Below are 18020 nucleotides of genomic sequence, written 5' to 3'. Positions count from 1 at the left end.
CGGCGCAAGCTGCGTTTTTCTCCGGCCGTACGGACCAAGCCGTTGATGACGGCTTCCGATCGGCCGCCGAGACCAAAGCTTTCCGCGTGACAACCAACGATCATTCGCCCGTGCGCTTGCGACACATCGGCGCCGATCTTTATGTTTCCTTTATGCGCGAAGACGGCTTTCCCTATGGCGCCCTTATGTGGTGCGGACGGAGTATCTGTTGCGAATGCCGGTCTCCGGCGCAGCGTGACGGAACCGATGCCCGCCCTTGATACCTCTGCGCCGGTTCACCGGCCTGTCTCTCTCATGGCCTCCAGTCTTGCGGTGATCGGCGTCGTCTATGGCGACATCGGCACCTCGCCGCTTTATGCCCTGCGTGAGGCGATGCTGGCCGCCGGTGCGGGGTCGGGTGGCGTCGCGCGCGAGGCGGTTCTGGGGGTGCTGTCGCTGATCACATGGTCACTGATGCTGATCGTGACGCTGAAATACGTGTTGATCCTGTTGCGTGCCGACAATCAGGGTGAAGGTGGAACGCTTTCGCTGCTGGCGCTTGCGCAGCGGGCGATCGGCCGGCCGCATCGCGGTATTCTGATCCTCGGAATGATCGGGGCGGCGCTGTTTTATGGCGATGCCGCGATCACCCCTGCGGTCTCGGTGCTGTCCGCCATCGAGGGGTTGACGCTGGTCACCGCCCGGTTCGAGCCGGTCGTCGTGCCACTCGCCTGTCTGATCATCGTCGCCCTCTTTGTCGCGCAAAGCAGTGGCACCGAACGCGTGGCCCGGTTTTTCGGCCCGATCACCTTGGTCTGGTTTGCGGTGATGGCGGCGGGCGGTGTGGCGATGCTGATCACCGATGCCTCCGTGCTGGCGGCGCTGAACCCGCTTCATGCGCTGCGATTGGTGACACAAAACGGTCTTCTGGGTCTGGCCGTGATGGGGGCGGCCTTTCTGGCGGTGACCGGGGCCGAGGCGCTTTATGCCGACATGGGGCATTTCGGGCGCCGTCCGATCCAACTCGCGTGGCTTGTGCTCGTGTTTCCCTGCCTGCTGTTGAACTACTTCGGGCAAGGCGCGCTGCTTCTGGCCCGACCCGAGGCGATCGAGAACCCGTTTTACCTGCTTTACCCCGATTGGGCGCTGGTTCCGGTGGTGGTGCTGGCATCAATGGCGACGGTGATCGCCTCGCAGGCGGTGATTTCGGGCGCCTATTCGCTGACGCAACAGGCGGTGCAGCTGAAGCTGATGCCGCGGCTGCGGCTGCGCCAGACCTCGGAGGTGAGCCAAGGGCAGATCTACATGCCCGAAGTGACCTTCTGGCTGATGCTGGGCGTGCTGTTTCTGGTGCTGACCTTCCGGTCCTCCTCGGCGCTTGCCTCGGCCTATGGCATTGCCGTCACGGGGACGATGGTGGTGACAGCCACGCTGGCGCTGGTGGTGATCCATCGCCACTGGGGCTGGCCGCTCTGGGCGAGCGCGCTGTTGATCGGGCCGCTCTTGCTGATCGATCTGGTGTTTCTGGGGGCCAACCTGACCAAGCTTTTCGCGGGGGGCTATCTGCCGCTCGGCATCGCGGCGGGGTTGCTGCTGTTGATGTCGACATGGCGGCGCGGGTCGCGCATCGTGCAGGCGCAAGACCGAGTGAGCGATCTGCCGGTGCAGGAGTTTCTGGAACGACTGCGGTCAGGGTCGGGGACTACGGTGCCCGGAACGGCAGTCTATCTGACTGCAACCCCCGAGATGGTCCCGGTGGCGCTTTTGCACAGTCTCAAGCATTTCAAGGCATTGCACGAAAACATCGTGCTGTTGACGATCCTGACCGCCGATGTGCCCCGGGTGGCGCCCGAGGATCAGGTGCAGATGGAAGAGATCGACGCGCAGCTGCGCCGGGTGACGATGACCTTTGGCTACGCCGAGGAACCGGACGTGCCGAAGGCGCTTTTGCAATGCCGAAGGCTGGGGTGGAAGCCCGACATCATGGCGACCTCGTTCATCCTGTCGCGCCGCTCGCTGAAACTGTCGCCGCGGCGGCGGATGCCGGGCTGGCAAAGCGTTCTGTTCTTCTATCTCGCCCGCAATGCCGCCTCGGCCTCGGACTGGTTCCGCATCCCCGCCTCGCGGGTGGTCGAAATCGGCACCCAAGTCAACGTCTAGACCGGCCCCTCTGCCAATCTGTAGCCGACGCCGGGTTCGGTCAGGATCAGCGCCGGGGCCGTCGGGTCAAGTTCGATCTTGGCGCGCAGCTGGCCGATGAAGACACGCAGATATTGCGTGTCGTCGTGATGGGCCGGTCCCCAGACCGCGGTCAGGATCTGCCGATGCGTGACGACACGGCCAAGATTGCGGACGAGCACGGCCAACAATTCGAATTCCTTCGGCGTCAGCCGCACCGGTTGCCCGTCCTTTTGCACCAATCGCTTGTCGAGATCGACGCTCAATGCGCCAAGGACAAGTCGCGTGGTTTCCCCGCGCGCGCGCGTCGCATGGCGGGCGGCGGCGCGCAGCCGGGCCTGCAACTCGCCGATACCGAAGGGCTTTTCCAGATAGTCATCGGCGCCAAGATCGAGCGCCTCGACCTTTTCCGCCTCGCGGTCGCGCGCCGACAGCACGATCACCGGCACGGCGCTGAAGGCCCGCACGGCTTTCAGAACTTCCTTGCCGTCGCGGTCGGGCAGGCCCAGATCGAGCAAGATCGCCTCGGGCGCGATGCTGGCGGCGAGCCGGATCGCCTCCTGTCCGGTCATCGCGGCCACGATCTCGTAGCCCGCCGATTCGAGCGCGATGCGCAGCATGGTCTGGATCTGGTCGTCATCATCGACGACAAGCACGCGGCGCAGCATCATCGGGCCTCCTCGTCTCTGCTCAGTTCGGCCGGCAGATCGGCGAGCGGCAGACGCACGATCAACCGGGTGCCGCGGCGGCGGATGGCGGGGCTTTCGGCCTTGATCGTGCCGCCCATCGCGCGCACGAGCCCCCGGCAGATCGAAAGCCCAAGCCCGGTGCCGGGTTTGCGCCGGTCGGTGCCGCCGGCGCGGAAGAACTTTTCGAAGATCCGCTCCAGATCGGCAGGCTTCACGCCGGGGCCGTCGTCGGTCACGCTGATCACCACTTCGTCGCTTTCGTTGCGCGCATGCACGCTGACCTCGGTCTCGCCATATTTATGCGCGTTATCCAGCAGGTTGAACACCACCTGTGACAGCAACTCCTGATCGCCGCGCACAAAGCCCAGATCGGGAGCAAGGCTGATCCTGGTCTGCCGCCCCGGATGCGCCTTGCGGGCCCGATCGACCGCCAGACGGATCGCATCGCCCACATCGACCCAATCGCGGCGGACCTTGACCACGCCCTGATCGATCCGGCTCATCTCCAGAAGGTTGCCCACAAAGCGGTTCAGCCGCCCGGCCTCTTGCCCGATGGTGTCGAGCAGATCGGTGCGCTGATCCTCGCGCAGGGCGTCCTCGCCCCGTTGCAGCGTCGTCACCGCGCCGGTGATCGCCGCAAGCGGCGTGCGCAGATCATGCCCAAGCGAGGCCAGAAGCGCATCGCGGATGTTTTCGTTTTCCTGCATCGCCGCCGCCTTCACCGCCTCGCGCACCAGAAGCGCGCGGTCGAGCGCCACCGCCGTCTGCTCGACAGCCGCGGCAAGCTTCGCCTCGTCGGCGGCCGACAGCGGCTGGTCGCGGTCGGGCGGTTCATAGCCGAGCACTGCCACCACATGGCGCGGCGTGGCCAGCGGATGAAAGCGCCAGCGCAGGTTCGGAAGCGTCGCGGTGCGCCAGCCCGCCGTCTCGCCCTTTTCGAAGGCCCAGCGGGCGGCGGTCATCTCGACCGGATCGGCGATTTCCTCGGGCGGCCAGGCGGCGCAGGGCAGCAGTTCGTTGCCCTCGACCAAGAGAAGGATCGCCTTTCCGCCCATCAATCCATGCACTTGCGTCACCATTGCCCAAGCGACATCCTCGGCCGAGGAGGCGGCCGAGAGCTGGCGCGAAAAGGCTGCCTGTGCCTCGATCATCCGAGTCTGGGTCAACGCCGCGCGCGCCTGCGCACGGATGCGGCCCGTCCACGATCCGGTCAGGCTGGCGACGGCGAGAAAGATCAGCAGGGCGAGAAATTCATGCGGCCGCGCGATGCTGAGCGTGTAGAGCGGCTCGATGAAGAAGAAGTTATAGGCGAGAAAGGACAGAAGCGCCGCCAGAACCGCCGCCCGGGTGCCGCGCAACGTGCCGCAAATCAGCACGCCCGCCAGAAAGATCATCGACAGGTTCGGCAGTTCCATCACCGCGGCCAAGGCATGGCCAATCGCGACCACTCCCGAGGTTGCCAGCACCGCAAGGCCGAGATCGGCGAGAAGTCCCGGTTCCGAAACCAGCCGCCGCAAGGTGTCGAAACTTGGCAGAGGCGCCGTCTTTTCAAGTTCGGGCAGGGGCAGCACATGCACCGCGATCCCCTCGGCGCGTTCGGCCAGGGCTTCGGGCAGGCTTCGGCGCAGCAGGCGCGCAAACCGGCCCTGCCGCCGATGCCCAAGCAGGATCTGGGTGACATTTTCGCGCCGCGCCACGCGCAGGATGTCCTCGGCAAATTCGGCGCTGGTCAGCCGCAAGGCCTCGCCCCCCAGCGTCTCAACGAGCCGCATAGCGTCGGTCGCGCGCCGCTCCGCCTCGGAAACGGCCCCCGGATCGTAGGGCGGCGCCAGCACCAGCGCGACCCAGCCCGCGTTGAGCGCCGAGGCCAGCCGCGCCGTCTGCCGGATCAGCGCATCGCCGCTACCGTCGGGAAACAGGCAGACCAAAAGCCGTTCGGCCGAGGCCCAGGGCCCCTCGATCGCCTTTTGCCGCAGGATTTCCGTCATCTGGTCATCGACCCGCTCGGCGGTGCGGCGCAGCGCCAGCTCGCGCAGCGCCGTCAGATTGCCGGGGGTGAAGAACTTCTCCACCGCCCGACGCGCGGTTTGCGGCAGATAGACCTTGCCCGCTTTCAACCGGGCGATCAGCTCGTCGGGCGGGATGTCGACCAGCACCACGTCCTGCGCCTCTTGCACCATCACATCGGGCACGGTCTCGCGCACGGTGACACCGGTGATCCGCGCCACCACATCAGCGAGGCTTTCCAGATGCTGGATGTTCAGCGCCGTCCAGACGTCGATCCCGGCGTCGAGCACCTCGCGCACATCCTGCCAGCGCTTCGGATGCCGACTTTGCGGCGCGTTGGTATGGGCGAGTTCGTCCACCACCAGAAGCGCCGGACGACGCGCCAGCGCCGCGTCGATGTCGAACTCCTCCAGCATCTGGCCGCGATAGTCGATCCGCCGCCGCGGCAGGGTTTCAAGCCCCGCCGCCAGCGCCTCGGTCTCGGCCCGGCCATGCGTCTCGATCAGACCCAGAACCACATCGCGCCCCTCGGCGCGGACGCGGTGGGCTTCCTGCAGCATCGCGCAGGTCTTGCCCACCCCCGGCGCCGCGCCAAGGAAGATCTTCAGACGGCCGGGCCGATCGCGCTGGCTCAGCGCCAGCAACGCATCGGGATCGGGGCGTTTTTCCGGCTCACCGGCGGGCATCGCGTCCTCGGGTCATTCAGCGGCCAGTGTGTCAAGCGCGCGGTTCAGCGCAAGCACATTCACGCGCGGCTCGCCAAATAGGCCAAGGACCGGCTGCCGGGTCTGGTCCGTGACCAGTGCCGCGACGCGCTCGGGCGCGAGGCCGCGCGCCGCCGCCACCCGCGCCACCTGCGCGCGGGCGTTTTGCGGCGAGATGTCGGGATCGAGCCCCGAGGCCGAGGCGGTCACCGCATCGGCGGGCACGGGCGCGGCCAGCCCCGAGGCGGCGACATCGGCCCGGACCCGGTCGATCAGCTTTTGCGACAGCGGCCCGAGGTTCGAACCGCTCGAGGCCGCGGCGTCATAAGGCGTCGCCGCAGCCGAGGGACGGGGGTGGAAATAGCCCGGCGCGGTGAAATTCTGGCCCACAAGCGCTGAGCCAAGGACATGATCGCCCTGCCGGATCAGGCTGCCCTCGGCCTGATGCGGCAGCAGCGTGGTGGCAATGGCCGTCATCGACAGCGGATAGGCGAGCCCGAGCAGCAGGGTGAAGCCCCCGACAAAGACCAGCGCCGGACGAAGATGAGAGAGCATGCAGGCCTCCTCAGGCAAGGTTCAGATGGGTCAGGGCAAGGTCGATCAGCTTGATGCCCGCGAACGGCATCACCAGCCCGCCAAGCCCGTAGATCGCCAGATTGCGACGCAGCAGCACCGCCGCCGCGACGGGGCGATAGCGCACGCCGCGCAAGGCGAGCGGGATCAGCGCGACGATGATCAGCGCGTTGAAGATCACCGCCGAGAGGATCGCCGATTGCGGCGAGCCCAGATGCATCAGGTTCAGCGCCTGCATCTGCGGATAGGTTGCGACGAAGAGCGCGGGCAGGATGGCGAAATATTTCGCCACGTCGTTCGAGATCGAAAAGGTCGTCAGCGCGCCCCGCGTCATCAGGAGTTGCTTGCCGATGCCGACGATCTCGATCAGCTTCGTCGGGTTGCTGTCGAGATCGACCATGTTGCCCGCCTCGCGTGCGGCCTGCGTGCCGGTCTGCATCGCCACGCCCACGTCGGCCTGCGCCAGCGCGGGCGCGTCGTTCGTGCCGTCGCCGCACATCGCAATCAGCCGCCCGCCCGCCTGTTCGCGCCGGATATAGCCCAGCTTGTCCTCGGGCGTGGCCTCGGCCAGGAAATCGTCCACCCCGGCCTCGGAGGCGATGGCGGCGGCGGTCACCGGGTTGTCGCCCGTCACCATCACCGTGCGGATGCCCATCGCCCGCAATTCGGCAAACCGCGCCCTGATGCCGGGTTTGATCACGTCCTTGAGGTGAATCACCCCCAGAAGCTGCCCGTCATCGGCCACGGCAAGCGGCGTGCCGCCCGAGCGCGCGATCCGGTCCACCGCGGCGCGGAATTCGGGCGGTGCGGTGTCGGGGGTGCGGCCAAGGTGGCGCAGCACCGCATCGACCGCCCCCTTGCGCAGCCGCCGTGCCCCTAGATCAAGCCCCGAAAGCCGGGTCTGCGCGGCAAAGGGCACCAGCACTGCGCCTTCGGGCAGGTCGGGCTCGCTCATGCCAAAATCGGCGCGGGCAAGCGCCACGATCGAGCGCCCCTCGGGCGTTTCGTCGCCGCGGCTGGCAAGCAGCGCCGCCTCGGCCAGCGCGCGTTCGGACACCCCGAGCATCGGCACGAATTCCGCCGCCATCCGGTTGCCAAAGGTGATCGTGCCGGTCTTGTCGAGCAAGAGCGTATCCACATCGCCCGCCGCCTCGACCGCGCGGCCCGAGGTGGCGATGACGTTGAAGCGGATCAGCCGATCCATCCCGGCGATGCCGATGGCCGACAGAAGCCCGCCGATCGTGGTGGGGATCAGCGTCACCAGAAGCGCCACCAGCACCACCACCGAAACCGCCGTGCCCGAATAGCCCGCGAGCCCCCAGAGCGTCACCACCGCGATGAGGAAGATCAGCGTCATCCCCGAGAGCAGCACCGACAGCGCCAGTTCGTTCGGCGTGCGTTGCCGCTCGGCCCCCTCGACCAGCGCGATCATCCGGTCGATGAAGGTCTCGCCCGGGGCGGCGGTGATGCGGATGCGGATTTCATCCGAAAGCACGGTGGTGCCGCCGGTGACGGCAGAGCGGTCGCCGCCCGCCTCGCGGATCACCGGGGCGCTTTCGCCGGTGATCGCCGCCTCGTTGATCGCGGCCACCCCGGCGACGATCTCGCCATCGAGCGGGATGATTTCGCCCGCGGCGACAAGAACGACATCGCCCGGTTCCAGATCCAGCGCCGAGACGTTTTCCCAGATCGGGTCCGGGCTGTCGGGCATCACCAGACGGTGGGCGCGGACATCGCAGCGGGCCTGCCGCAAGCTCGCCGCCTGTGCCTTGCCGCGGCCCTCGGCGATGGCTTCGGCGAAGGTGGCGAAGAGAACGGTAAACCAGAGCCAGGCCGCGATCTGGCCGGAAAACCACGGTTGCCCGGTGCCGAGCCAGAGTTCGCGCAGCCACAGGCCGATGACCAGAAGCGCGCCGATTTCGGTGACGAAGATCACCGGATTGCGCATCAGCTTGCGCGGATCGAGCTTGCGGACGGCCTCGATCAGGGCTTCGGCCAGAGCCGCGCGGTCAAAGGCGGCGGGTTTGGAGGAGTGCGACATGATTTGCCTCTCAGAAGGTCACGAGATCGCGCATCAGCACCTGCTCGACGATCGGGCCAAGCGCGAGCGCGGGGAAGAATTGCAGACCGCCAAGGATCACGATCACCCCCACCAGCAGCCCGACGAACAGGGCCGAGGTGGTAGGAAAGGTGCCTGCGGAGGCGGCGATGCGGGGTTTCGCCGCCAGCGCCCCGGCCATCGCCAGCACCGGCAGCACATAGGCAAACCGGCCCAGCATCATCGCGATGCCAAGGGTGGTGTTGAACCAGGGCGTGTTGGCATTGAGCCCGGCAAAGGCCGAGCCGTTGTTGCCCGCCGCCGAGGAATAAGCGTAAAGCAGCTCGCTCAGCCCGTGTGGGCCGGCATTGTTCAGGCTGGCCAGCGCCGAAGGCAGCAGCGCCGAAGCCGAGGTGAAGCCCAGGATCACCAGCGGCAGGATCAGCACCGCCAGAACCGCCAGCCGGATTTCCCGCGCCTCGATCTTCTTGCCCAGAAACTCGGGGCTGCGCCCGACCATCAGACCGGCGACGAAGACCGAAAGCACGCAAAACACCACCATGCCGTAAAGCCCGGAGCCGACGCCGCCCGGCAGCACTTCGCCCAGCTGGATCAGCAGCATCGGCACCAGACCACCAAGCGGCGTCAGGCTGTCGTGCATCGTATTCACCGCGCCGCAGGAGAGCCCCGTGGTTACCGCGACGAACAGCGCTGACATCGCCTGCCCGAAACGGACCTCCTTGCCCTCCATGTTGCCCATCGAAGGATCAAGCCCGAGCGCGGCCAGATGCGGATTGCCCGAGGTTTCGGCCCAATAGACGGTGGCCGTGGCAGTGATCAGCAACAGGCCCATTGCCGAAAGGATCGCCCAGCCCTGCCGCTCCGATCCGGTCATCCGACCAAAGGTGATCGGCAGCGCCGCGGAAATCGCCAGCATCGCCCAGATCGACAGGGCATTCGACAGCGCCGAGGGGTTTTCCAGCGGATGCGCCGAATTGGCGTTGAAGAAACCGCCGCCATTGGTGCCCAGCTGCTTGATCGCCTCTTGGCTGGCAACCGGCCCCAGCGCGATCGTCTGTTGCGCGCCCTCCAGCGTCACCGCCGCGACCGCGCCGGTCAGTGTCTGCGGCACGCCCAGCACCACCAGCACCAGCGCCACAAGGATCGACAGCGGCAGCAGCAGGTAAAGCGTCGCCCGGGTCATGTCGGCCCAGAAATTGCCCAGCTGATCGGTGCCCGCCCGCGCAAAAGCCCGCGTCACCGCCATGGCGAGCGCGATCCCGGTGGCGGCCGAAAGGAAATTCTGCACCGCAAGCCCGGCCATCTGACTGAAGGGGCTCATTGTCGTCTCGCCCGCATAGGCCTGCCAGTTGGTGTTGGTCAGGAAGCTGACGGCGGTGTTGAAGGCCAGATCGGCGGGCAGGCCGGGCAGCTGGCCGGGGTTGAAGGGCAAAACCCCCTGCAGCCGCAAGATCAGATAAAGCATCGCAAACCCGGCGGCGCTGAAGGCGAGCATCGCAAGGCTGTAGCCCAGCCAGCTCTGTTCCCGCGCGGGCGTGACGCCTGCGAGGCGATAAAACACGCGCTCGACCGGGTGCAGCAGCGGATGCAGGAAGGTACGTTCGCCGCTGAACAGGCGGGCCATGTAGCGGCCGAGCGGCAGCGCCGTGGCCAGCGTGCATAACAATACGGCCGCGATCTGCAGCCATCCGGAAACTGTCATGGGGATCTCCTGTGCCCGCTCAGAATTTCTCGGGCGCGATCAGGGTGAGGATCAGATAGGCGCCCACCGCGAGCGCCACGGTCAGGCCGACGATGGCTTCGAGCATGATCAGGCCCGCGCCAGCACGAGGGCGTAAAGCGCCATGAGCGCGATCAGCCCGAGGCCAAGACCGGCGAAAAGGAAATCGGACATCGAGGGTCTCCTTGGTCCATCGAAGATGTGCCGCGAGGATCGCGCCGGAGGGCCTCAGGGATCGATACGGAAGACGGTCGCGAAGCATAAAGAAGACGCAAGGATCCGGGACAACCCGATGCGGGATGAAATCCAGATCGCGAGACACGCAATGACCTCCTTTGCCTCGCAGCAAGCCAAGAACGCCCGTGTCTCGACCGCCTAAATATTTCCTTTTTCCAAAACCTAACCCATTGAAATCTATCAATACACCCCTGCCCCCGACCAACGATCTGGCCTTTTTGTAGGCTAAATTTTTCCTTTGGCAAATTCCCTTCCCGGTCGGCCGTTGGCAACAAAAAAGCCGCCCGGAAGGGCGGCTTCAGGAAGAGTTTTGCTCGGCGGACGCTACATCAGTCCGTAAATCCCAGGAGGCAGATCACGACGGCGATAAAGCTCCACGCCCAGTTCCATCGGATCGACGATCGGCTGGCATCCCCGATCGGACAGCTTTTGTACCAGGGTATTCTTGCCGATCTGGGTCTCGCGCGACAACCGCCGCAGGGACACATAGGTCTTTGCGAACAGCTCGACGTCGACCGGTGACAATCGGGGCTGCCCGGTCGAGGAAACCTCATGGACCCGAAGCCGCGTCACACCGACCGCGCCGTCGATCAGACGCAAGATCACGGGGCTGGGGATGTCGAGGCTCATGCTGACCGCCGAAAGGGAGAGCGTCTTGACAGGGACATCGGGGGTCGTGGCGGTGACGATCTCGGCGAGATCGAGGTGAAGCGCATAGCAGCCGAAGCCCCCCCCAGCCGCACCACCCGCTTCAGTTTCCCGTCGAGGATCATGCGATAAATGCCGTCGGTGCTGACGCGGGTCTTTTGCGCGGCAACATCAATGCTGACCCACCCTGCGGGAACATCGTCGACGTCACGGGCACGATCCCGAAGCTTGGCGAGGAACGCGTCGGCGTCGGGCCCCAGGACCTGGGCGCCATATTTGTGCTGGGCACTGAGTTTCAGGTCGATTTGCGGCAAGATCCCTGCGGAAATCAGCTGCCGCACCTGCCCGCGCGAGGCGTTGATGTAGCCGGGAAGACGAACGATCGGGATCGCTTGGAGGACCGGTTGGACAATCCTGTTGGCCTCCACCGCATCGAAGGTTCCACCGGTGCGGGCTGCCGTGTCGTCGACGAGGCCGTGGGACACCAGAAGGCTGCGCAGCGTGCTCGCATGCAGCTTGGTCTCGGCCGCGAGCGACGCGATGCTGTGCCGCCGCCGGGTCACGACGACCTCGCCGCAAACAGGCTTGCCCGGTGCGACTTCGCTCGTGTCGAGAATGTATTCCCGCACCGCATGGCGGATAGGGCCGGGATCCTTGCGGTTTTTCGAGAACTGAAGCCATTGGTAGAGCCGCCCGAACCGCTGCTGCGGGCCTGCCTTGCGGCTCAGCGTGCCCGAGGTGCGGCTGCGTTCCTCGACAAGGCCAAGGGCCTCGCGAATGCCCATCTCGCCGCGGGCGACGAACGGAAAGCCCGCTTCGGCCGCCTCGTCCCAATCCTTCGGGCTGAGGAGATCCAGATTGGGCTTCGTCCCGAAGGCGAGGATCACTCCCAACATTTCGGTCGCCCGCGCCGCCTGATCGATGCGCTGCCCGTCGAGCCAGTCGGGGCCTGTGCGCCCCTCGAGCCGGTCGATGACATAGCGTTGCAACATCGCCGGTTTGCGCGCTTGCAGGCTGTCGCGCAGGGCTTCGAGTTGGGCGCCGGTCTCGGGCACGATCAGCGCCATCTGGCGCGCGCGATCCAGCCAATCGGTTTTCGGACGATCGATCAGCGGCAACTCGTGATCCGGGCACACGCGGATGGGCCGCAAGAGCCAAAGCAGGCGGCCGCGACGGTGCAGCCGGCTGTTTCCGCGGGCATCGTCCTCCAGCAGGCAGGCCGGGCAAAAGCCGGTGTCCGACCCGCGCAGGAATTCCGCCATGAAGATCTCGCCGCGCAACATGTAGCGCCGCCATTCGAGGGTGCGCATGGCATTGCGCACCAACTGTGCCGGGTCGTGGCCGGTACGCTCCGCGAGAAGGTCGATCGCCGCATCCGTCGCCTTGTCGAGATCATCAAGCGGCAACCCGATATCGTTCAGGAACGGCACCAAGCTCTCGCCCGTGTGCAGGGCCGCAAGGCGCGTGGCCCAGGACATCAGGGTTTCATCTGCGGCAATCGGCAGGAAAGGCACGAGATGGCTCATTTTTTCAGCTTCCATTGCCGGGGGTCGGTGCCTTCGGTCAAATCGATGCAGGCCCATTTGATGGCCAGAAACGGGTTGCAGTCGGGGCCCTTGCTCTCGACCGCCGCCCAAGCCTCGGCGAAGTGCGCCAACGTCAGGCGATCGTCGCCATGGCGCAACGCTTCCTCGATCGCATTGAGGGTGTTTTCGATGCACATCCCGAACCGATACCGGCTGGCGTAGATCAACCGGGGCACGACATCGACCTCGGGCGGGGCGATATCCGCACAGCGGCAGAAATCGACGATCAACTGCTGCAGCTTGTCGCCCTCCGTCGGCGCCGTCACCGGGGACAATTCAAGCTTGGCGAAACGACGGTTTTTCTGGCCCTCGAAAGCCACGATCTCATGCAGGATCGGGATGCCGGACAGGAGCAGGATCACCGGCGGATCCGCCTCGAGAAGCGACTTGAAGGCGCACAGGATATCCATGATCTCCTCGACCGACCCGTTCGAGCGCAGATCGTGCGCCTCGTCGATCAGCAGCACCACGACACCAAGGGCGGCAAGGCGGTGGCGCACGAGCCGCCAGATGCTCCAGCGTTCGCGCCGCTCGGAAACATCGGGGTAACCGCTCACGCGCAGGATTTCGCAGCCAAGGGCCTTGAGGGTGGCGGGGCTCGGAACGGTGACGGCGAGGTAGCGCGGGCCACCCGGGGCGCCGAGCCCGAGCGCGGGGTGGGTCTTCAGGACGTGATCGATGATGGTGGACTTGCCGTCGCCGGGATGGCAGGTGACGACGATCCCACGGGCCTCCCGACCGCCACTGAACCGCACGGGAACGGCAATGGGGGCGCCGTCCGCATCGCGGCGCAACAGGCGATCGATTTCGTGGCGCACCTCCGCGTCCCGATGGGTGGTCACGAACTTGTGGCGCAAGACTTCAAGGATGTTGTCGATCTCGAATTCGGACTTGAGCATTTTCGGCCTCATTTCTGCAGGGGGACTTCGGACCGCGTGACGCGGCCCCGATGACAAGCGGCCGCCCTTGGGCGGCCGCGAAAAGGGTCAATCCTCGACGCCCCAGGCATCGTTTTTCTTGCTGCGCGAACGCCCTTTCTTGACCGTGGGGGCGGCAACCTCGGGTTCGGCCGCCTCGGCAGACGCGTCCGGCACGATCCTGAGCCCAACCCCATCTTCGGCCTGTGCCGTGGCGGGGGCCTCGGACGTCTCGGACACCGAGAACCCCACGAACAGGCTCTCCTCAAGACGCGCCAGCGCCGCCTCTTCCCAGACCTCGGTCACCAGCCTTGCGCGCTGGCGGGCATTCGCATTCAGCTGCTTGATGTCCGCGATCGCCTTGCGAACGACCGTCTGGGAAACCTCCTGGCGCTTGCGCTGCGCCAGACGCAGCCGGCTGGAGCTTTCGAGCCATTCGGCCGCGCTGACCCCGGCAAATCCGTCGAACACGGCCGGAACCTTGATCCACTGGTCCGCCTTGACCCAGATCGCGCCGAGATCACGCGGATGCCAGCGGACCTCCACCTTCCGGTCGGAAGTCTTGCGGTTGAGGGCGCGGCTGTGCAGGGCGAATTTGGCAAGCGCCTTGCTGTGATACCGCACGCCGAGGACCGTGATCCCGTCCCCCTCGAGCTTGCGCGTCAGCGGGCGCGCGAAGATCTGTGCCTGCTTTTCCGGCCCCGGCGCGGCGCGCACGCCGTATTCCTCCATCGCCTTGTTCCAGGCCTCGATCGGCGTATCCCCCCCCAAGGCCTTCGTGCGGCTGGTTGTGGTAGATGTCGACCGCCCAGCGAACGAGCGCATATGCGAATTCGTCGGCGCTGAGCACGCCCTCCTTCACAGAGTCATTCTCCCCGCGCAGGATCACGTTGGAGAAGGTGCGACCCGTCAGACGCGGCAACAAGCTGAGGTTCATGGAGCGGAAGACCCGCTCGATCGCACCCCGCAGATGCGGGACGCCGTTCACCGCGATCTCGAACGGAACATCGAGTGCCGCGCAGGTTTTCCGGAACTCATCCGCCTTGAACGCGGAGCCTCCGTCGGTCACCAGGCGCTCCGGCAGACCGAAAAAGTCCCAACCGGTCAGGGCTCCGACCGCATCGGCGTAGCCGCCCTTGTCGTTCACGCACATCTCGAGACATTCGATCGCCGAGAAGCGGCTCGGGCTTTTCGAAAGACGCATGCCGACGATGACCCGCGTCGCTGCGCAGATGGCGACGGTGATCCACCAGCGGCCCTTCTTTCCTTCGAGCCCAAGGCGCTTGCGCTCCTCTTCGCTGAAGCGGTCGAGCAAGCCGTTGTCCCGGAACAAGGTGATCAGATCGACCTTGTTCTCGTCCATTTCGACCACTTGCAGCGGGCGAACCAAATCACGCGTCTGCCCACGGCCCGTCTGGCGCAACTTGCGCAGCGCCGCGTCCCGTCCTTCCCGCGCAACCATGACCAGGAACGGATCGAGGCGGTCGATCGCTGCGGAAACGGTGTTGCGACAAGGCACGCGGAACGGCTTGAGCCCCTCGGCCACCCGCTGTTCGTTCATCGTTGCGACGGTGGCTTTCAAATCCTCATGGATCGCCTTTTTCGTCAGGCGATCCGTCGTGAGGTATCCCATGACCGCGTCGTTGAGGGCGCGGCGCACTTCCAGGTTCAGTTGATCGAAGCGCGAGCCGGATTTGTAGCTCCGGTCGGAAAGCCCGACGCGACCGAATTGCTTGTACGCCGCGATCCAGCGACGCAAGCTGCGCGGCGAGAATTTTTCAGGGCTTTCCTTGGTCTTGCTGTCCTGCGTCTTTGCGACCTTGCAGTAAAAGGCCTTCGCCTCCTCCTTGATTTCGAGCCGGTGCGCCTCGATCCCGTCGTCCGTCAGAGTCAAACGGATCTTGCCGAATTCCTCTTTCTGGCGACGGCGCAGGAGATCGACCGCAAGAACGATGCTCTCGCGAAAGCGGATCCGGTCGTCGTGAGCACCGGAATCCCACACCAGCGGCGCGCTCTTTTCCTCCTCCTGAGGGCGTCCCTGCTGATTCACGAAGTAGTTGAGCTTCACCTCGAACCGATTGTGGCGGTTCAGGTTGAGAAGCTCGTCATGCGTATAGGTTTGCGCCAATCCCCCTTCGAGCGGCGCCAAAACGAGCCCCTCGGAATTGCGGAAAACCATTTTGTGCGGCTTATTGTCGATCAGACACAGGTCTTCCTCGAAGCAGCGGATGCGGAACGGGGCGGTCATTGCGACACCCCCGTTTTGCGCACGAAGGATTTCCCGCAGATGCGCTGATGCTCGCAAAGCGTGATCTCGCGCTTGCCGATCTTGCGCACCAGCGCCCGCATGCCGCGCGAACCAAGACCGATGCAGCGGGTCATGTCCGCAAGCGTGCTGGCGCCGATCAATTGCCCGATCACCGCCTCGGCGGCCAGATCCGCTTCCGCGTCCGCGCCGCGCATGGCGTAGATCGTCTCGGCATTGAACCGGCTGATGGCATCGAGGCCTTCGTCCGTCAGGAGCCGCACCTCGTCGAAGGTGCCCCCGATCTGCGCCGCGATCTGCGAAAGCTCGTTCACCACCCGCCCGCTTTCCAGACGGATCACCGGCTTGACCTCGCAGGCGATGCGCCGGCCATCCGTGGTCACGATGACGAAATCGAAATACTTTTCGACGCGTTCGCCCGCATCGTTCACCCACATGAAGAGCACCTGCTCTTCGAGGGTCTGCACCCAGGGCAGCGTGAGAAGATAGATCGCCCAGACGAACTCGAGGTGGCTCTCTGTCACGATGATGCGGCCATTTTCGCCATCGGGCACCACGGTCTGACCGCAGAAATGCTGGGTCGAGGCCACGGAGACTTTGCGTTTGGCAACCGACCGCTTGGGCGGGTTGTATTCGGGTCCGGTATAGACAGACATCTTTCAGGTTCCTGTTCTGAAGCTTGGGGGACACGCCCTGGTCGGACGCGTCGGTCTCGGCTGGCCGCTGCGGCGGCACGTGACAGGCGACCCATGCGACAGGCATGCGGGGAGACACCTCCGGCCGCGAATTTCGCGCGCCGAGAGCGGGTCTCGAGCTTGTCGGGGTCAGGTTTGAGAGGGACCGATGCCGGGCAGTTCCTTGCGGCGAACCGCAGGATCTGCTATGAACCAGATATCAGGTCTGGTGGGCTTCGGCCTTCCACATCACGTCCACGTCGGGATGCGCCAACATCCCGGCGTTTTCGTTTTCAGGGGTCTGGATCAGGTCATTTGCGTCTCCATTGGGGCTGCGAGGAACGGTCAGAGTCATAGCGCGGAAGCTCAAAAAAACGAAAGAAGTCGTTATTTTTCATGAGCTTGTAGATTTTTTGATCTTTCTCTCTGTTTTTCGCATCGCGCGTCATTTTCCGCTCCTCAGGTTTTGTGTCCGACCGTCTGCGCTGCACTACCGGCGGCATCCCGAAGCGGGATGCGTGGCTCCTGAACCGGGTCGGAGGGGGGTACCGAGGGTTTGCGAATTCCGGATCCCGTAACGGGCGGTCATCACAAAGTTCCGGTGGTCAGGCGGCAAGGGCGCTTTCCGTAACGGTTCTTTCGAGCCCTGAACGCCCGATTTTGAGGGCGTGATTCGGCTGCGAAACGTCGGTCAGGAGAGCATCGATGCGAGACAAAACCCCACGTCCGATCCGGAAAGGATCAGCGTATGAGCCGGGAGGCGGCGAGGGGGTTATGCGTGTTCTGGTTCATCATGGGAGATGAGATAGGGGACAAATTACGGGTAGATCAAGGGGGGTGTTGCGGGTCGGACCGATGTGGGCTCACCGCAACGGTCGGATTTTCTTGTCATTTCCCGCCGTTCAGGGGGCTTGACAGGGAAGCTCCGGCTCTTCATTACCATTCAGATCCGGAACCGATGCCGCCGAAAAGCGCATGTGCTGTCGGACTTGGTTCTGAGCCCCCGAAAATTTTTTTTCGTCAAAGTGCGTGATCCCGCTTTTGGACGCCATTTTTCTGGTCCCGGAGCGGGTTTTTCCAATTTCCACCGCTGCACGACTGATCTTGACGCCGGTCTCCGGCCGCGCGCGCAGAGGACGTCCGGTGTTGCCGCAGGCAAGGGATACCCCAAAGCCGCACAGGGACGTCAAGCCCAGCCCCCGAGGTCTGGAATGTCGAAACGCAGTGCGCCCGGATGCAAGCGGCCCTCTGCGAGCAGTGCCGCAAAAACGGATTGATCGGGGCGGCCGAGCCGGTAATAGCGCGAAAATGTGCGTGCCCAGCCCTCGCTCGGCGCGATGCGAATAAGCGGCGACGTGACTGTGCGCGCCCCTTCGCGCAACCGCGGGTGACCAGTCACGACACCCACAAGAACTGGCAGATCTTCAACGACCGCGCCACACCAGCGTTCGATGCAGGGCGCGGTCTCAAGCGCGGACAGATCCGGCACCGCTCCTGCAAGACTGTCGATCTGATCGCAAAGATCGAAGAGATCTCGCCGCAGAATCGCGGCGAACGGACGGGTGCCGTTCAGCAGCCGATGTGTCCGCACCAATGGCGTGATGCCTGGATCAGACTCTGTCAGCGCGCCGCCCCGCAGGCCGTCGGTGACATATTGGAGCGGGCGCAGCGGGTCGGTGATGTCGTCCGGCGTCATACGGGGCCTCCTTGCTTTTGCAAATGTGCGAAAAACTGCGCCAGTTCAGTGATGCCGGGGCCGATGAGCGTAGCCGCGGACCACCGC

General features: G+C 65.1%; 15 protein-coding genes. 1 reads left to right on the top strand and 14 read right to left on the bottom strand.

Translation table 11 applies throughout. The features are described 5' to 3' along the window. The first annotated feature begins 294 nt into the window (after nucleotides 1-294). Nucleotides 295-2139: a potassium transporter Kup gene (locus tag C8J30_RS17185; RefSeq protein WP_245909909.1), complete on the top strand. Its 1845-nt coding sequence runs from the start codon at nucleotides 295-297 to the stop codon at nucleotides 2137-2139. Here the strand turns inward: C8J30_RS17185 and C8J30_RS17180 are convergent. The 14 genes from C8J30_RS17180 to C8J30_RS17125 all read right to left on the bottom strand — a co-directional run bounded on the left by C8J30_RS17180 (nucleotide 2136) and on the right by C8J30_RS17125 (nucleotide 17933). Beyond that, nucleotides 2136-2828: a response regulator gene (locus C8J30_RS17180; protein ID WP_110807192.1), complete on the bottom strand. Its 693-nt coding sequence runs from the start codon at nucleotides 2826-2828 to the stop codon at nucleotides 2136-2138. The genes C8J30_RS17185 and C8J30_RS17180 overlap by 4 nt on opposite strands. Further along, the gene (locus tag C8J30_RS17175; protein ID WP_110807190.1) at nucleotides 2825-5539 is read right to left on the bottom strand and encodes a sensor histidine kinase; all 2715 of its coding nucleotides are present in this window, start codon (nucleotides 5537-5539) and stop codon (nucleotides 2825-2827) included. The genes C8J30_RS17180 and C8J30_RS17175 overlap by 4 nt, the downstream gene beginning before the upstream one ends. Nucleotides 5540-5551: 12 nt before the next feature. Next, nucleotides 5552-6112 carry a potassium-transporting ATPase subunit KdpC gene (kdpC, locus tag C8J30_RS17170; protein WP_110807188.1) on the bottom strand — a complete coding sequence of 187 codons (561 nt, stop codon included), beginning with the start codon at nucleotides 6110-6112 and terminating at the stop codon, nucleotides 5552-5554. Nucleotides 6113-6122: 10 nt separating this feature from the next. Next, nucleotides 6123-8171, bottom strand: coding sequence for a potassium-transporting ATPase subunit KdpB (kdpB, locus tag C8J30_RS17165; RefSeq protein WP_110807186.1), 2049 nt, complete (start codon nucleotides 8169-8171; stop codon nucleotides 6123-6125). A 10-nt stretch (nucleotides 8172-8181) separates the two neighbouring features. Then, the gene (kdpA, locus tag C8J30_RS17160) at nucleotides 8182-9891 is read right to left on the bottom strand and encodes a potassium-transporting ATPase subunit KdpA (RefSeq protein WP_110807184.1); all 1710 of its coding nucleotides are present in this window, start codon (nucleotides 9889-9891) and stop codon (nucleotides 8182-8184) included. A gap of 19 nt (nucleotides 9892-9910) precedes the next feature. After that, nucleotides 9911-10231, bottom strand: coding sequence for a potassium-transporting ATPase subunit F (locus C8J30_RS17155; protein WP_146227951.1), 321 nt, complete (start codon nucleotides 10229-10231; stop codon nucleotides 9911-9913). 239 nt (nucleotides 10232-10470) lie between these two features. Then, on the bottom strand, nucleotides 10471-10776 hold the full coding sequence (locus C8J30_RS17150; RefSeq protein WP_110807180.1) for a hypothetical protein: 306 nt from the start codon (nucleotides 10774-10776) through the stop codon (nucleotides 10471-10473). Further along, nucleotides 10773-12320 carry a TniQ family protein gene (locus C8J30_RS17145; protein ID WP_181420938.1) on the bottom strand — a complete coding sequence of 516 codons (1548 nt, stop codon included), beginning with the start codon at nucleotides 12318-12320 and terminating at the stop codon, nucleotides 10773-10775. Before C8J30_RS17145 ends, C8J30_RS17150 begins: the two co-directional genes overlap by 4 nt. Further along, complete coding sequence (locus tag C8J30_RS17140; protein ID WP_181420937.1) at nucleotides 12317-13279, bottom strand: ATP-binding protein; 963 nt, start codon at nucleotides 13277-13279, stop codon at nucleotides 12317-12319. Before C8J30_RS17140 ends, C8J30_RS17145 begins: the two co-directional genes overlap by 4 nt. 87 nt (nucleotides 13280-13366) lie before the next feature. Beyond that, the gene (locus C8J30_RS17135; RefSeq protein ID WP_181420936.1) at nucleotides 13367-13921 is read right to left on the bottom strand and encodes a Mu transposase C-terminal domain-containing protein; all 555 of its coding nucleotides are present in this window, start codon (nucleotides 13919-13921) and stop codon (nucleotides 13367-13369) included. Continuing rightward, nucleotides 13818-15545: a DDE-type integrase/transposase/recombinase gene (locus tag C8J30_RS18760; protein WP_181420935.1), complete on the bottom strand. Its 1728-nt coding sequence runs from the start codon at nucleotides 15543-15545 to the stop codon at nucleotides 13818-13820. The genes C8J30_RS17135 and C8J30_RS18760 overlap by 104 nt, the downstream gene beginning before the upstream one ends. Then, nucleotides 15542-16219, bottom strand: coding sequence for a hypothetical protein (locus C8J30_RS18755; RefSeq protein ID WP_181420934.1), 678 nt, complete (start codon nucleotides 16217-16219; stop codon nucleotides 15542-15544). Before C8J30_RS18755 ends, C8J30_RS18760 begins: the two co-directional genes overlap by 4 nt. A gap of 238 nt (nucleotides 16220-16457) precedes the next feature. After that, complete coding sequence (locus C8J30_RS19285) at nucleotides 16458-16592, bottom strand: hypothetical protein (RefSeq protein ID WP_281269385.1); 135 nt, start codon at nucleotides 16590-16592, stop codon at nucleotides 16458-16460. Between the two features lie 831 nt (nucleotides 16593-17423). Further along, on the bottom strand, nucleotides 17424-17933 hold the full coding sequence (locus C8J30_RS17125) for a DUF6634 family protein (protein ID WP_110807172.1): 510 nt from the start codon (nucleotides 17931-17933) through the stop codon (nucleotides 17424-17426). Nucleotides 17934-18020: the final 87 nt, after the last annotated feature.

This window comes from Rhodobacter viridis (assembly GCF_003217355.1).
Classification (GTDB): domain Bacteria; phylum Pseudomonadota; class Alphaproteobacteria; order Rhodobacterales; family Rhodobacteraceae; genus Rhodobacter; species Rhodobacter viridis.
The sequence above is the reverse complement of the archived record's forward strand: the minus strand, read 5'-3'. Positions and strand labels throughout refer to the sequence as shown.